This window comes from Ruegeria sp. HKCCA5839 (genome assembly GCF_013035585.1).
Lineage (GTDB): Bacteria > Pseudomonadota > Alphaproteobacteria > Rhodobacterales > Rhodobacteraceae > Ruegeria.
The window spans coordinates 12,420-27,859 of the sequence record NZ_WQIE01000003.1; the positions used below are offsets into that span (position 1 = coordinate 12,420).

Sequence of the window (15,440 nt, forward strand, 5' to 3'; positions counted from 1 at the left end):
TTTCAAGGAGCGCCAATGCGCAAGCTCAGCAAATCCCTTCTGGCCAAAGACAGCCTTATTCAAAGCCGCACAGACCTTTTGTTGCAGCGGTTTCATCCAATCACCCCCAAGCAGATACGCGCGTTCGAGCAAAGCCTGATCGGCTCGGTCGTACTGCCGACGGATCCGAACTATAACAATGATCGCCAGGTCTGGAATCCGGCGTTTCAGGATTACCCTGAAATCATCGTCTATTGCGAAACGATCCAAGATGTTCGCGCCAGCCTGGCCTTCGCGCGCAAGCACAGCCTTTGGGTTGTCAGCCGCTCGGGTCGACACAGCACTGCGGGCTATTCGGTGAACAACGCCATGGTGCTGGACACCAGCAAGCTGGATTACGTCACGGTCGATCCAGACGTGCCCATGGCCTATGTCGGGCCCGGCACACCGTTCAGAAAGCTGAACTCGGTTTTGAATTCCTATCACCTGCATGTCCCGGGTGGAGCCTGTCAGGATGTGTGCGTTGCGGGCTTCATGATGGGCGGCGGGTATGGTTTTACCTCGCGCATGTTCGGTATGGCCTGCGACAACGTTCTGGGCGTCACCGTGATGCTGTGGGATGGCAGCATTGTCATCGCTGACGCAGACACGAACCCTGATCTATTTTGGGCGATCCGCGGCGGCACCGGCAACAATTTCGGCGTTCTGCTTGAGGTGCGGTACAAGCTGCAAAAGCTCTACAAAGTGTGGGGTTTCCACATCAAATGGCCGCTCAAGAAAGCTGCCAAGGCGCTGGAGTACCTGCAAGCCCATTACATGAAAGACGGGTTAAGCGACAAATTCGGCGCTTATATTTTCATCGCCTATCAGGGCAAGGAAAAGGTCCTGTTGGTTTCGGGGATGTATCACGGGCCCAAGAAAGAAGGCATGAAGCTGATCCAACCGCTTTTGGACAAGCCGATTGGAGGGCATCTCGAAAACGACAAATCCGGCACCTACCAGCAAATCAACTCGTGGCTTTACGACGAGAAATACGACATCCCGGTGGTGCCTGATCAGGCGCGTGAAGATAAGCAGGGTGGTTATATCGAACGCCAGCTCAGCCAAAGCGAATGGCAGATGGTGGTCGATTATCTGGACAGCACGCCCAATGAATATGGCGCGGTAGCGATTGAGCCCTATGGCGGGGCGATCAACAAGGTGCCGGTGGGCAAAAAGGGCAACGCCTTTATCCACCGCAACGTGTCACTGAACTTCTACGTCGATGTGTTCTGGCTGTCGCAAGAGGAAAAGGAAACCGTAGTTCCGTGGCTGGATGGGTTCATGAACCTGATGACAGAACAGGGGTTCTTTATCGACCGGTGTTATCAGAACTATCCGCGTCGTTCGCAATTGAATTACCGCTGGCTCTATTGGGGCGATAACTTCAACTCGTTGCTCTTTGTGAAAAACAAATTCGATCCGCATAATTTCTTTCACTATCAGCAGAGTATTTCGCCCGTACCGAAAGACGCCCCGCGCGACATCATTCGGGATACGTCCAAGTCGTTCTTCAGCGATAAGACGATCACCTACCAATTCTATTCAAAGCCCTGATCAGCAGGGTGGCTGCGGCCGAAAAACAGGGAAGCAACCAGCATGGATACGATCCAGGAAATCTTCTTTCTTCCACCGATGGCCGTGGCCCGGCTTGGGCCTGGTGAGACGCCGCTTGAAAGCTATGAGTGGCAGCAGGACATGGACGCCCATGGTAATAACAAAACGGTCATCCGCTCGAACGTGACGTTGCGAGAGGTCGAGGACGGCAGCGTGCGCGCTTATTTGCCCGACCCTAAAACCATACGGTTCCGCGACGAAGGCGGGGCCTTGCGTCCCGTCGCGCCGTTCTTTGAGCTCTGGGCCAAGATGCATGATGCTGAAACCGGTGAAGATTATGAAACGCCGGTTACGCTTGATCTGTTGGACGGGCAGGGGCTGTCTTTGCAAAACGTCCGCTACTCGGTCACTGTCGGCAACCAAAAGGCCGAACGTCGTACGGGCGACGCGGCCTGCGGTTTCCGCGCTCGGGTCGAGATTGCGGGTCAGGATTTTTCGCCCAAGCCGCTTTTGGCCTTCAGCCCGCACACCTCGGAACAACAGCCGATGGTATATGAGCACAGCCCGATTCCTCTGGGCACCATCCGTGCCATGCACCCGGTGCGCGGGCAGGATGAGCCGGTCGAAGGTCAACCGGTTGACCGCAGCATTCTGCGCCTGCGCTTTACCCCACCCAAGGGCGAGGTTTATGGCCCACCTGACGCGGCTTTTGGCCCGGCTACGCTGGCGGTACCGGCCTATCAGAACGATCCGCCAAAGTCGGAATATGGTCGCATTCATGAGATCGTTCCCGAACAGAATCGCATCCTGAACCCCGATACACCGTGGTCACGCTGGATCATGATGTCCGGCATGTCAGACGACCCCGAACCGCATGACAGCTATGATGGTGCGCGGGTGGGCAATAACCAATCCTGGGGTGTGGCCGACGACACCAGCGACGGCACGATCGAAGCCACGCTGAACGTGCGCGGGGAACGCCTGACCGCGCGGGCCCGCATCTTTACCGGCCCCCCAGATTTCGCACCCGACGCACGCCCGTTCTATAGCATCGAAGACGATTTGCTGGATCGTGATTTGTCTTTGATGTCCGTGACCAAAGACAACTATGTCGAGGCCAAGGACGAGGTGGTCGACATCTTCCGCCGCGCGTTTGAGACCAACAGCTTGGTCAATCTGGACGACATCCGGGCGCAGGGGCTTAAGGACAACGCAACGCTGCAAGCCCAAACTAAAATGCCCGATTTCCCGGAAATGCCGTCCACCGATGCGGCCTCGATGACCGAAGAAGATCAGATGCCGCCGGACAAGATACCGGACCTGATCCGCCCGCAACCGGTCTCGGTCTTCTCAAACTCGGTTCCCAACGAAAGGCTGCCCTATACGGTGGCAACGAAATTTGTACATGAACAGCTGATTGACGAAGAAAATCTGCTGGATTTCCTGCGGCGTCGACCGGATTTTGTCAAAAACCTGCTGCGCCCGCCCTTTGGTATCCTGTCCGAGCTGGAAACTGATCCAAGCCCTGATCAGACGCCGAACCCGAGCTTCCGCGATCCCCGGATCGTGCGCGACATGATGCACGACGCCCGGATGCCGCCCTATATGCGGGATTCCAACTATTTCCCGCTGTCTCTGTCGCGGCGGCAGTATCACCTGATCCTCTCATTCATCGACTATCTGGTTGAACACGCGCCCGAAGCGCCCCCCGCGCCAAAAGCGCCGGACCCGAGCCATCTCAAACCCCGCAACCTGACCGCGCGTGCGGCGTTCAAAGTCCCGGGCAACCCGGATAACACACGCCTTGATGGATCGGTCGGCAACTGTTTTCCGGGGCTTGAAATGGATGTCCGGGATCTGGATCGCCGGTTCTTTCCGGGTCTGGTTTTCAACGCGGTGCGCGTGCCTTTGGATCCGTTCCCCGAAGCGCCCAAGCATTCAGAAGGCTTTCATCTGGTCTTTGTTGACTATTTCTATGATCCGATGCTGCCCGACAACAGCCCCGAGGCATGGGTGCAAAAGCTGCTGACCGACTATAGCGGCGCTGTCGGGACCAAACTCAGCCGAGGCCGGTGGTTCCTGTCCTGGGTCGAACAGAACGGCAAGAAGATCACCTTCAAGGAAGAAGACGGAACGCCCTATGATGGGCTGAAAATCTGGCGCTTTATTCGCAGCCTGGAATGCGGTGACGATAAGCCGGTGACCATCGCGCTGGAGCGGCGCAACCACGAAGGCGTCGTGGATACCGAACCGGTTGTGCTGCACGGCTATCGCCGGCAATACCGAACAGAAGACGGTGTTTTCAGCGACGCCTATGACCCTGGCGAGCTGACACAAAGCCTGTGCAACCCGTGGTCTCATGATTTCCGGGATTGTGGCTGTCACTATTGGCCGTCAAACCACCCTGATGTGGTTATGGCCGAGGTAGACCATGACGCGGCTCTGCCGACGGGGCAGTCAGATAACCCGCTTGCGGCCGAAACCTATCTGGATTGGCTGCGCTCGGACAAATCTCCGTCCGGGAACGTGGCGGCGCTGAACACGGTGGAACAGAACCGTCCCTATCAGATCGACCATTATCAAGTGAACCGGATGTGGAGCGAGCTGCCCATCGTGGTTGAAGGACGCGAAACCGGCGAAACCTATGGGGTCGACCCGGAATTGCACGATGTCGAACCCTATGGCTCGATCAAGGAAATGGTGGATGATCTGAAGACACGTCTTGCTCCGATGGAGATGACGCTGAGTCTTCAGTATCTCTATGCTTATTTCTCGCTGGCCGACCCTGAGACCGTGGATCACAAACGCTGGCCTACATTGAAAGACGATCTGATCTTTGCCCGTCGGTCTTTGGTCGAGGTCGCGATTGGTGAGATGACGCATATGCGCTGGGCGAACCAATTGTTGTGGGAGCTTGAGGGCGAGGCGTACAAACCCGTTTTGACACCGGCCAAAACGCTACGCTTTGGCGCGCAACGGGTTCTGGAACATCACCGCGCGCTGCGCCCGCTGACACCTGAAGCAATTGATGATTTCATCGAAATCGAACGTCCCGGAGGGTATATCGACCGGGCCTATGCGCAATGTGTGGCCACGCTTGAGCAGGACAAAACCGTTGACCGCAGGCTTTATGCGCTGGCTGTGCGGATTGACACCGATGGCGACGAACACTTCCTGCGCTTCAAACAGATGAAAGAGGTGTTGGCGCAATACGATATCGAAGGACAGTCACCGGCTTATCTGCGCCCTGTCGAACCGGGTAACAAGACCAATGCCAAAGCCGCGCTTGAACTGTTCGAGCAGCTCAAAAAGGGTCTGCATGAGGCGTATCTTTTGGAATCCCAGAAACAGTATGAAGCGTCGCAAGAGCATATCGATCAGGTGCGCGAGACGATGAAAACCTTGCGTGTCAAGGGCGAGGAACTGGCGGCCAAAGGCATCGGGATCCCTTTCTGGCCGGAGGAGAAAAAGTGACCCCGCCCTGGGCGCAGGTGCATTTCTTAGAAACGGGCCATGGCCATCATATGCTGGCCGTCGATGGCTCGCGTGTGTTTGACGTGCCTGCTGGGACGGCAGAGCGTTTTGCGACGCTGAAGGCTGACGGTCAGGCGGCTTTCCTGGCGTCGATGGGCCTGGACGGGGTGCCTATGATCGACGACGCACCGCCTCAGGATATGCCGGTACGGTCGCTGTCTCTGGCGGTAGCGCAGAAATGCAATCTGGCCTGCACCTATTGCTATGCCTCCGGCGGCGATTTTGGAGCGCCTGCGCGCAATATGGAATGGGAGGTCGCCAAGGCTTCGGTCGACAGGCTGGTGGCCGAAGCCGAGCCGGGTGTGAAAATCAACCTGGCTTTTCTGGGCGGCGAGCCTTTGATCAATCGACCCCTGATCCAGCGGGCCACAGAGTATGCGGTCGAGCAGGCACAGGCGAACGGATTGCGCGTGGGGTTTTCGATCACCACCAACGGCACCTTGCTGCGGGCCGAGGATGCGGCTTTCTTTGAACAGCATGGGTTTGCAGTGACGATCAGCCTGGATGGCGTCGGCGCGACCCATGACAAGTTGCGGCCGCAACGGGGCGGGCGGGGCAGTTTCGACATGATCCTGAAACGGGTTGAACCCTTGTTGGCCGCACAGAACCGGATGCAGGTCGGTGCCCGGGTGACCGTTACGCCGCAAAACATGAACCTGCCCGCGACGTTGGATCATTTCGTCAAAATGGGATTCCACTCGATTGGCTTTTCGCCGATGCTGGCCTCTCCGAATGGGCAGCACGAGTTGGATCAGGATCACCTGCAAGAGATGCTGGATCAGATGATCGCCTGCGGTCAGGCCTTTGAAGAGGCCGTGCTGGCAGGCCACCGTTATCCGTTTTCAAACATGTCGGCAGCGATGCAGGAAATTCATCGTGGAACGCACCGCCCCTATGCCTGCGGGGCCGGAGCGGGGTATTTCGGGGTGTCTGCGGATGGCGGTTTGTTTGCCTGCCATCGCTTTGTCGAAGATGATGCCGGCGCGATGGGCAGCGTTTATGATGGGCCTGATTTGCGTCGGGACGGCTGGTTGAAAGATCGCCATGTCCACACGCAATCGCCTTGCAACACATGTTGGGCCCGGTACTTGTGTGGCGGCGGATGTCATCACGAGGTTATTCACCGGGGGCGGCCCGCCTGTGACTATATCCGTGGCTGGCTGGACTATTGCCTGGGGGCTTATGTGAGGTTGTCCGAGGCGCGCCCGGACTATTTTGGTTTGCCACCGCAAGCTGTGCAGGCCTGACGGACAGGCATGTCCAGCGATATCGAGACCGAAATTTGCATCATAGGCGGCGGACCTGCCGGGGCCGCTCTGGCCACGCGGCTGGCGCAGTTTGGGCGAAAGGTCTGCTTGGTCGAGCGGCAGGCCGTGCCGCGCCCGCATATCGGTGAGTCTCTGCCTGCATCTGTTTGGCCTATCCTGAATCTGCTGGGCGTTGCCCCTGAAGTCGAAGCAGCGGGCTTTCTGCGCGCCACTGGGTCGGTGTTGCATTGGGGTGGTCAGTTCGAACGTCGCGGCCCGACAGCAGGGCAACCGGGGCTTCTAGTAGATCGTGGTCCGTTCGACGCGATCCTGTTGGACGCGGCTCAACGCGAAGGTGCGCAGGTGCTGACCCAAACGCGCGCCTATCGACCAGACCATAGTGCCGATGGGTGGTGTATTCCTTTGCGATCCGAACAGGGCCCGCGTCAGTTACGGGCAAATGTTTTGATCGACGCAGCAGGGCGCCAGGCCGGGTTTGGACGGCGGTATCGGCAATGCGCGCCACCTTTGTTGGCGCTATACGCCTATTGGCAGGCCCCACCAGGGTTTGGGGCGCAAGCTCGGGTCGAGGCGGGCGAAGCGCATTGGGTTTGGGCGGCGTTGCTGCCCAACGGGTTGGTCAACGCGATGGTCTTTGTCGATCCGGCGCGTTGCACGGGTCTTACACCGGCGGACCGCCGCGATCTGTATCTGAACCTCTTGGCGCAGTCGCCCCTGTTGTCCCCCTGCCTTGAACAGCGCCGGATGGGTCCGGTTCGCCAAGCCGACGCGACCAGTCAGATTGAAATGACGCCGCCCACAGCAGATTTTCTGCGCGTGGGTGAGGCCAGTTTTTGTGTCGATCCGCTGTCTTCGCAAGGGGTGCAACTGGCGATGGGGCAGGCGCTTCAGGCGGCGGCAGTTGTGAATACCGTGCTAACGCGCCCCGATCACGCGGCGCAGGCGCTGGATTTCTACGCGGACCGTCAGCAAGAGCGGGTGCAGGTGCACGCACAGTTGGCTGCGGAATACTATGCGCGTCAGTTGCAAATCTCATCCGATCCGTTCTGGCAGAACCGGTCCCAAGCACCCGAATGGCTGCAAACAGGGGCAATCGAACTGGAAACCGCACCCGTTCCGACACAGGCCAAACTGATTTTGTCGACCAAGGCGCATCTGCATGAGGCGGGGGTTCAAACCGAAACCCTGATCGAGCCCGGGCAAGTTCTAAGCCACCCAAATCTGCCACGACCCGTTGCCAATCTGGACGGCATCGCCCTGCCACCTCTGATCGCTTCCTGTCAGAATCCGACCGGTGCGGACGACCTTCGTGGGCGGTTCCGTAAGACCCTGCCGCCCGATCTGGCCGAGCGTGTGGTGCATTGGCTCTGGACCTATCGCATATTGGTTGTGGCGGATTAATCGCGGTTTCCTCGGGTCTGCAAATCCCCTAATGTCGCGCCACGATACCACCAGCCGGAAAGAGGTCACATGTCGCGATTTGATGGGTATTTCCTGCGGCAATTGCTGGTGATTTTCGGCTTTTTCACCTTGGTGCTTGTGGGCGTCTTTTGGATTACCCGATCGGTCAGCCTGTTTGATCGCGTAATCAGCGGTGGGCAATCGGCTATCGTGTTTCTGGAATTCACCGCGCTTACCTTGCCGACATTGATCCGAACGGTAATGCCAATGTCGGTCTTTGCTGCTGCTGTCTACACGACCAACCGGCTCAGCCGCGAAAGCGAGTTGACGGTCATGCTGGCCACCGGCTCCAGCCCCTGGCGCTTGGCGCGGGCTGTCTTGCTGTTTGGGGTATTCACCGGGTTGATGATGGCGGTCATCAGCGTGTTTCTGCGCCCAGCTTCTGTCGACCAGCTTGAGCGGCGCCAAGCCGAGGTTGCTGGCGATGTCACGGCACAATTGCTGAACGAAGGTGAGTTTCTGCACCCCGCGCCAGGTGTGACCGTGTATATCGGACGGGTTGATCTGGATGGTACATTGCACGAGGTCTTTGTCTCGGACCGTCGTGACCGTCAAAACCCCACGAGTTATTCCAGCAAAACCGCCTATCTGGTCAATGATGGGGATGGCATCAATCTGGTTATGCTGGAAGGCGTCGCGCTCAGGTACACGCGCGACGGCAGGACCCTGTCATCGACTTTGTTCGAAGATGCATCCTACGACATTTCCGAGTTGACCAATCAAGCGGATCTTGAGCAGCGAAGCCTCGAAGCAATTCCCACGCGCGAGCTTTTGTATCATCAGGCGGATGTGGCCGCAGCCGAGGGCCATACCCGAGGTGAGATCGTGGAGGAACTGCATCAGCGCTTCTCGTGGATTGCAATTTGCATCGCTGTCGCACTGGTCGGGCATGCGACATTGATGCTGGGCAGTTTCTCGCGCTTTGGCCTGTGGCCACAGATATTTGCGGCCTTCACGCTGCTGGTGTTCCTTGAAGGGATCCGTGGATTTGTTGCGCCAATTGTGGTCAAAGATCCCGCTACCTGGGCTCTGCTTTATACCCCTGCGGGTCTGGGCATCATGATCTCAAGCCTGTTCCTGTTTATTGCGGGTCGGCCCCTATTGCGATCTCGCACACGCCCGGAACCGGTGCCGACCACCGGTTAGGCTGCAATTTTTTGGGCCGGCACGTTCATTTTGTTTTTCCAACAGCGCGCATTGGTCTAGCGTAAATTCCAGCCCACAACCGAGGACTGCAGGATGCTGGACAAAAACCGCAAACCCACCTGGACCAGTTTTGAACAGGCGACCAAAGCCGATTGGGATGCGGTCATGGCCTATGAAGAGACCTATAACGCCGCCTTGCCCGACCGCATACTCGACGCGATCCGGTCGCTCGACGAAGAGTGGACGCCGTATCCGGTAAACCGCTATCAGCACAGTTTGCAGGCCGCTACGCGCGCTTATGAAGACGGGGCCGAGGAAGAGCTGGTGGTTGCCGCGCTGATCCATGACACCGGTGACATCCTGTCTCCCTATAATCATGGCGAATTGTCGGCTGCGATGATGAAGCCCTATGTCAGCGAAAAGACCTATTGGATCCTCAAATATCACTGCGTGTTTCAGGGCTATTACTATAACCACCATCTGGGCGGCGACAGGAACGCCCGCGACAAGTACCGCGACAGCCCGTATTGGGAAGACTGCCGGTATTTTTGCCACGAATATGATCAGAAGGCGTTTGACCCGGATTACCCGACCAAACCTCTGGAGTTCTTTGAGCCGATGCTGCGCCGCGTCCTGAACAAGGGCGAAGGCCATATGGAGCTGAACGAAACCGCGGCGGATTGACCTGCGTTATCCATTGGCTCGGATCGGGATCAAGTGGTTGTCCCATTGGCAATTAGCTTGTGCGCTTAATTCAGGCTGAGCGGACAGCGTTCCAAAAGCGCCAGTGCCGGTGGTAAAGACCAGACCCTGAGGACCTGTGCCCAGGCCGCAGACATCTTCCAGCGTAAACGCATCCAGAAAGGTGGCTGTGGACACATCAAAACGGTGCAGTGCGTTGTCGCGCGGGCAGGTGATGGCAACGATGTCACCCTTGGCGCTAAAGGCGATACTGCCAGCGTAACCTTGTAGGTCGCGTTGCAAGTGATCCGGGGCGCTGATCAGCTGCGCTGTGCGTCCACGGGCATGCAGCCCCAGAAGTGGCGGATGTGCTGCCTGATCGCCTTGCCATTGCAGCGCAAAACCAACCAGACCGTCCTGTCGCACCGCCAGATGCCGGATCGAGTTCTTATGCAATTCCGGTGCCAAGTGAACCTGTTCCAGGATCTGGCCGTTCAGATCCAGATAAGTCAAATTGGGGCGCATCGTGGGCAGGTTCAGCTTTGTCCGACCGCTGTCAGGATGGGTTTCGATCCCGCCATTGGCGACCACCAGTGTCTGACCATCGGGTATCAGCAGCATGTCATGCGGTCCGATCCCCCCGGAGGGGAACTCTGCAAGCCGCACATAGCTTTCGGCATCCCAGACGCTGATCACGCCTTCTCCAGCGTCGAAATCATTCTCGGTTGTGAAGAACCTGCTGCCATCTTGTGAAAACACGCCATGACCATAGAAATGGCGCCCTTGCGGTGCGTGCAGATGTTTTTCAATCACGCCCCGGGCGCAGTTGATCACCAGGGCAAAGGTTCCGGGACGGCGCGCAAAACCGATGGCCTGCGCCTTGGTTGGATGGGCCGCCGCCGCGTGTCCGCGGTCGGGAAGGGGCAGCGCAAACAGGATCGTGCCATCGCCGTTCAGACCAACAAGGCGGTAGCTGTCGTCAGGAAATAGCGCTGCGGCGAGAAATTCGGGTGAGCCAACCATCGACCATCCTTGCGTGGGCGCCAAAGTGGCGGCTGCCAGACCGGTCAGAAAGGCGCGGCGTGTTGGCATGGCTTAGTCTCCGTCCAGAGAATTGAACCCCGCGCTGATACCCAGTTTCGGGCCAAGCGCGCCTGAGGCTGTGGCGTGGATATCCAAAACCGCCTGTTGCAACGCCTCGATCCGAAACCGTGCGGCAGGATCGGCGACCCCGGCCAAGGCGGGGTCATCCAACGCCTGTGCCCGCTCGATCGCATCCGCGAAACCGGCCTCAAGCGGGGTGGCCACATCGGGATGATCCAATGCAAGATGCGCCGCGAGATCTCGCAGCGCGATCAGGGACAGCACAACATGACGCGCGGATCGCTCGGACCGACGTGCCTCGGCCCGGTTGGGGCGGGGGCGGTCAAAGCTGCCCAATGGGCGGCCCAAACGCGTATTTCCGGTAAACTCCAGCCCGGTGATCAGAGCTTTGTAGATCTCTTGGGTGGCCTCATCGGTATTGCGATAGGGGCTGTTTTCGCCGGGCTGTTCCAGCAGCAAAGCATAGCTCTGCCAATCCGCGTTGATGGCATCGGCGTTTCGGTCGATGTCGACGGATATGGCGCGGATCAGGCTGCAGCGGTAATCGGCCTCAGCTTGCGCGGCCAAATCTTCATCATAAAGCAGCCGTTCCAGCGCAAAGAAACCCCGTCCGGCGACAGAGGTTTCGGCAAAATCTTCGGGCGTGTGGATGACCGGATCGGCAGTGGCGATCAGTTGCGACAGGACTTTGCCGGTAAAACCCTTGGTGTCGGGCCAGAAGGCCAACGCGAAGGCGCGGTCTTCAACTTCGGACGGGCCAAAGCGCAGGTGACTGGCCGATATCCAGGCATCAAACGCCGCGTGGTAGGCTTGGCGCAGCTGGGGAGCTTGAGGATCACACTCCGCGCGGGCTGTATCGGCCAACGCATCACTTGCCGTAGCCAGCTGAGCGAAACGTGGCAGGATATGCGTGCGTGTTACCTGTTCTAGATCCTGTGCGAAAAGAGTTGCGGGCAGCAAAAGCGAAGCGGTCAGGGTGGCAAGGCGCATGGATCAAAGGGTTTCCAGAAACTGGATAAGAGCGTCACGGTCGGGCTTGGCCAGTGACACAACAGCATCGCGCGCCGCTTGCGCCTCACCGCCGTGCCAGAGGACGGCCTCCAGCAGCGACTGCGCGCGGCCGTCATGCAGAAACTGGGTATGGCCCGAGACTTGCGCGGTCAATCCAACACCCCACAAAGGCGGCGTGCGCCATTCGCGCCCGGTGGCCCGGGCTTCGGGGCGGTTATCCGCCAGACCTTCGCCCATATCGTGCAGCAACAGGTCGGTATAGGGCCAGATCAGTTGGAAACTGTGTTCAGCCCGGTCCGGCATGCGATGGGTTACATGGGCCGGCGTGTGACAGGCGGCGCAGCCTGAGGCGTGAAAGACCTCTTTGCCGCGCAGAACCTCAGGATCATCAACGTCGCGCCGAACCGGGACGCCAAGATTTCGACTGTAGAACGTGACAAGGTCCAACCCGGTCTGATCGATCTCGAACCCGCGCGCGTTCCCGTCGCCATGCGGCGCGCTGGTGCAGTTGAGCTGAGCCGTTGTGCAATCGCCATAAGCTGCGGGGAAAAGCGGGCTTGAGATGCCGATGTCGCCAGCGAAGGCGCCCGCAGATTGTTCCATCACCGTTGGCATCCCAGCCTTGTGGCCAAACCGGCCCATCATGGGTGTGTTGAACTCGGTGGACCAGATGATGTTGGGGCGGCCCGAAATACCATCGCCATCATTGTCCGCCGGGTCGGCCTTTGCCAGCAGATCCTGCACCGGGATCGCCTCAAGCAGACCCAGGCCGATCATCTGCGGGGCCACGCGTGGGCTGAGCATCGCATCGGGGTGCATCGGGCCATAGCCAAGATCAGCGGCACGATAGGTCGGGTTGCGCAGTGTTACGACCTCGCCATCTGACAGCTGGACGGTGAGGTCTTCGTAAGTCACGTCCAGCCGGTATTCGGCCGGATGCCCGGGCAGCGCGAAATCCTGTAACTGCCCGCCATAGGTGGGATCGGGCAGGGTGGCGATGTAATCGGCGATCTCGGACGGCCCGTCGGTGGGTGCGCCGGGGATCGAGATGCGCAGGAACATCGACACAGCGCTGTCCTCGGGCCCGTTAGGCGTATGCCCGCGCCCATCCTTGATATGGCAGCGCTGGCAGGACCGCGCATTGTAAAGCGGCCCCAGCCCATCGGAGGCCAGGGTCGACGACGGTGACGACACCCAGATCTTCTTGAACAGCCCGTTGCCCACCTTGAAATCCAGCTCTTGCTCGAAGCTGAGATTGGCGGAAGGTTGCGAAAACGCATCGGCATCTGCCCGCAGGCGCACCGTGGCGGCCCCCGCTGGCAAGGCTTCGAACGGTTGTGGGGCGCTGTAATCCTGGGGCGTTGCGGTGGCGGATTTGATCCGCGCCTGCTCGGCTGCTGTTCTGGGTTGCGTGTTGAGGTGATGGTCTTGCAGCGCGGGCCAGTTAGCCTCATCCTCTATGGCCATGGTGGCCGTCAGGGCAGCCAGCGAGAACACGAGGGCAACGCAGGGTGTCCTCGGCTCGAGAAAGGTCAGGTTCCACATGGTTTATGCCGTCAAAGCTGTGCAAGGTTAGCGTATGCGCGATACGCTCAACCACTGAGATCACTGAAAAACAGCGTTTGGATTATCTAGGCTGTCCGAGCCTTCGAACGCCAGCTGCTCAAGGTCGAGCGCTGTCACAATCCGCTCGATGCTTTTGGTCTGATCAACAAGGCCGTTCACCCCACCCATAACCAAGGCCTCACCCGCTGCATTGCCGCGTTCCAGCATCTGGTCATAGGCAAACCCGGCTTCAGCGGTCGATTTGATACGGCCCAAAGCCTGCATGGTATTGGCCAGCTTGGTCTTCATCTCTGTGTCCAGCGCAGGGTCTGACGCTGCAACCAGATCCGACAGCGATGGGCCCGAAACCGAGCTGCCATCGATACGGGTATAGTGACCGAGATAGACGTTCTGAATGCCCAATCCGTCATAGTAATGGTCGTTATGGGTGTTGTCTGCGAAACAGGAATGCTCTTCCTCGGGGTCGTTCAACATCAGACCAAGGCGCATCCGTTCGCCGGCTTGTTCGCCATAAGACAGCGATCCCATCCCTGTCAGGATAGCACTGATGCCTACCGTTTCATCTGCGTTCAGCGCGGTACGGGCGTCACCGTCTTCGGCCCACTGGGCGACCATCCAATGCAGATCACTGACCAGCAGATCGGTGGCGGCCGTTAGATACTGAGCACGCCGGTCGCAATTGCCATGGGTGCAGCTTTCGTCTTGTGCAAAATCTGTCCACGGGCGATCCCCGGCACTCGGACCATGACCGTTCAGATCCTGACCCCACAGAAGAAACTCGATGGCGTGATAACCGGTTGCGACGTTGGCCTCGATGCCATCCGCCTCGTGCAGGGTGTCGGACAACAGCGCGGGCGTGATCTGGGTGGCATCAATCGTTTGCCCTGACAGTGTGAAGCTTGGGTTGGCGATGACATTCAGCGCGGCTAATTCGTTTTCATCCGTTGCCCTGCCATAGGTGGCGTCGACATAGTCGATCAGACCCTCATCCAGCGGCCAAGCATTCACTTTGCCTTCCCAGTCGTCAACGATGGGGTTGCCGAACCGGAAAACCTCGGTCTGTTGATAGGGCACTCGTGCAGTGATCCACGCCGCGCGTGCGGCGGCCAATGTCGCGTCAGAAGGGGTAGCAATCAGCGCATTCACCGCAGTTTGCAATCTCCGAGCCGCGATCAGGCTGTCCTCGAATTTTGCCTCAGCAATATTTGCATAGGTGTTCAATACATCAGCTCTGGTCGGAGCTTCGGCGAAAGCCGCCCCGACAAAGCACAAGCCCAATGCGCTTGTAGCAGTCAAAAGTCGAATCATGAGAGGTTTCTTTCCTTCAAAAAGTCTTGTGCACGTGCGTCGAAACAGATCCGAAGCAGCCGCGTCAGATTTCTTAGTGAAATACTAAGTTAAGTCAACCTGAGTTTTTTAGTCAGATTAATGAAGGCCGATCCCCCCATTTATGGTGAGTTTGTGCTTGGGCTGCTTTGGGCGAAGGAATAAGAATAGATTTTGAGTTTGCGTTCGAGTGATGTGGGAATGAAAAGAATTTGGTTTGCGCTGATCTGTTTTCCCACAGCGGAGTCGTTGGCACAGTCTGCCCCCGGATCAGAAATCTGGACCCCGGGTGTCGGACATCTAGCCATAGAGTTTTCAGGTTCCGATTTCTTGGTAACCTTGAAAGCACCCGGCGATGCGATTGTGGGATTTGATCACCCGGCACGTAGCGACGAAGAGCGGGCGCAGGTAGCCGCTGCTGTTTCCGAGCTTTCGAAACCCGAGACCGTATTGGCCATCCCTTACGATGCAGGGTGCACAGCTTGGGCCGCAAATGTTGTCTTGAACGGGGAAGCTTTTGGGAAAGGCCTGACTGTTGAACCTGATCACCTCGAGATCCGGGCAGAGTATCATTTTCGATGCGATTCAGTTGATGCATTAACCACCATGCAGTTCCCGTTTTTCTCTCATTTCCCTTCGACGAACGTGTTGCGTGCGGGCGTAAAGTTGAAAACCGGTGAAAGGGCGTTCGAAATAAAACGCACGGAACCGGTTCTGGTCTTCGAATAAGGTCAGCGTACCTCTGTTCAGGTCCCCATGCAGCCAGCC

General features: G+C 58.3%; 11 protein-coding genes. 7 read left to right on the top strand and 4 right to left on the bottom strand.

What is annotated here, in order from left to right:
* Positions 1-15 precede the first annotated feature (15 nt).
* From GOV38_RS09665 to GOV38_RS09690, 6 genes are all read left to right on the top strand, one after another.
* Positions 16-1,575 carry an FAD-binding oxidoreductase gene (locus GOV38_RS09665; protein WP_171210013.1) on the top strand — a complete coding sequence of 520 codons (1,560 nt, stop codon included), beginning with the start codon at positions 16-18 and terminating at the stop codon, positions 1,573-1,575.
* Positions 1,576-1,617: 42 nt separating this feature from the next.
* Positions 1,618-5,049: a ferritin-like domain-containing protein gene (locus GOV38_RS22290; RefSeq protein WP_254430637.1), complete on the top strand. Its 3,432-nt coding sequence runs from the start codon at positions 1,618-1,620 to the stop codon at positions 5,047-5,049.
* Complete coding sequence (locus GOV38_RS09675; protein WP_171210012.1) at positions 5,046-6,356, top strand: radical SAM/SPASM domain-containing protein; 1,311 nt, start codon at positions 5,046-5,048, stop codon at positions 6,354-6,356. Before GOV38_RS22290 ends, GOV38_RS09675 begins: the two co-directional genes overlap by 4 nt.
* A 9-nt stretch (positions 6,357-6,365) precedes the next feature.
* Positions 6,366-7,778, top strand: a complete 1,413-nt coding sequence (locus GOV38_RS09680; RefSeq protein ID WP_171210011.1) for an NAD(P)/FAD-dependent oxidoreductase — start codon at positions 6,366-6,368, stop codon at positions 7,776-7,778.
* Between the two features lie 69 nt (positions 7,779-7,847).
* Positions 7,848-8,984 carry an LPS export ABC transporter permease LptF gene (gene lptF / locus GOV38_RS09685; protein WP_171210010.1) on the top strand — a complete coding sequence of 379 codons (1,137 nt, stop codon included), beginning with the start codon at positions 7,848-7,850 and terminating at the stop codon, positions 8,982-8,984.
* A 93-nt stretch (positions 8,985-9,077) separates the two neighbouring features.
* Positions 9,078-9,668: an HD domain-containing protein gene (locus GOV38_RS09690; protein WP_171210009.1), complete on the top strand. Its 591-nt coding sequence runs from the start codon at positions 9,078-9,080 to the stop codon at positions 9,666-9,668.
* 6 nt (positions 9,669-9,674) lie between these two features.
* On the opposite strand, the gene GOV38_RS09695 is transcribed toward GOV38_RS09690, so the two are convergent.
* Genes GOV38_RS09695 through GOV38_RS09710 form a run of 4 tightly spaced genes read right to left on the bottom strand, consistent with a single transcriptional unit; the run spans position 9,675 to position 14,654 of the window.
* Positions 9,675-10,757 carry a DUF1513 domain-containing protein gene (locus tag GOV38_RS09695; protein WP_171210008.1) on the bottom strand — a complete coding sequence of 361 codons (1,083 nt, stop codon included), beginning with the start codon at positions 10,755-10,757 and terminating at the stop codon, positions 9,675-9,677.
* 3 nt (positions 10,758-10,760) lie between these two features.
* Positions 10,761-11,759, bottom strand: coding sequence for an imelysin family protein (locus GOV38_RS09700; RefSeq protein ID WP_171210007.1), 999 nt, complete (start codon positions 11,757-11,759; stop codon positions 10,761-10,763).
* Positions 11,760-11,762: 3 nt separating this feature from the next.
* Positions 11,763-13,325 carry a di-heme oxidoredictase family protein gene (locus GOV38_RS09705; protein ID WP_371808539.1) on the bottom strand — a complete coding sequence of 521 codons (1,563 nt, stop codon included), beginning with the start codon at positions 13,323-13,325 and terminating at the stop codon, positions 11,763-11,765.
* A 60-nt stretch (positions 13,326-13,385) separates the two neighbouring features.
* Positions 13,386-14,654: an imelysin family protein gene (locus GOV38_RS09710; RefSeq protein WP_171210006.1), complete on the bottom strand. Its 1,269-nt coding sequence runs from the start codon at positions 14,652-14,654 to the stop codon at positions 13,386-13,388.
* Between the two features lie 219 nt (positions 14,655-14,873).
* On the opposite strand from GOV38_RS09710, the gene GOV38_RS09715 reads away from it, so the two are divergent.
* The gene (locus GOV38_RS09715) at positions 14,874-15,401 is read left to right on the top strand and encodes a DUF2796 domain-containing protein (protein WP_171210005.1); all 528 of its coding nucleotides are present in this window, start codon (positions 14,874-14,876) and stop codon (positions 15,399-15,401) included.
* Positions 15,402-15,440: the final 39 nt, after the last annotated feature.

What these genes read in the sequence shown, in the direction of transcription:
- GOV38_RS09710 (WP_171210006.1), bottom strand. Translation starts at nt 14,654, where the DNA reads ATGATTCGACTTTTGACTGCTACAAGCGCATTGGGCTTGTGCTTTGTC.
- GOV38_RS09690 (WP_171210009.1), top strand. Translation starts at nt 9,078, where the DNA reads ATGCTGGACAAAAACCGCAAACCCACCTGGACCAGTTTTGAACAGGCG.
- GOV38_RS09680 (WP_171210011.1), top strand. Translation starts at nt 6,366, where the DNA reads ATGTCCAGCGATATCGAGACCGAAATTTGCATCATAGGCGGCGGACCT.
- GOV38_RS09700 (WP_171210007.1), bottom strand. Translation starts at nt 11,759, where the DNA reads ATGCGCCTTGCCACCCTGACCGCTTCGCTTTTGCTGCCCGCAACTCTT.
- GOV38_RS09665 (WP_171210013.1), top strand. Translation starts at nt 16, where the DNA reads ATGCGCAAGCTCAGCAAATCCCTTCTGGCCAAAGACAGCCTTATTCAA.
- GOV38_RS09705 (WP_371808539.1), bottom strand. Translation starts at nt 13,325, where the DNA reads ATGTGGAACCTGACCTTTCTCGAGCCGAGGACACCCTGCGTTGCCCTC.
- GOV38_RS09715 (WP_171210005.1), top strand. Translation starts at nt 14,874, where the DNA reads ATGAAAAGAATTTGGTTTGCGCTGATCTGTTTTCCCACAGCGGAGTCG.
- lptF (WP_171210010.1), top strand. Translation starts at nt 7,848, where the DNA reads ATGTCGCGATTTGATGGGTATTTCCTGCGGCAATTGCTGGTGATTTTC.
- GOV38_RS09695 (WP_171210008.1), bottom strand. Translation starts at nt 10,757, where the DNA reads ATGCCAACACGCCGCGCCTTTCTGACCGGTCTGGCAGCCGCCACTTTG.
- GOV38_RS22290 (WP_254430637.1), top strand. Translation starts at nt 1,618, where the DNA reads ATGGATACGATCCAGGAAATCTTCTTTCTTCCACCGATGGCCGTGGCC.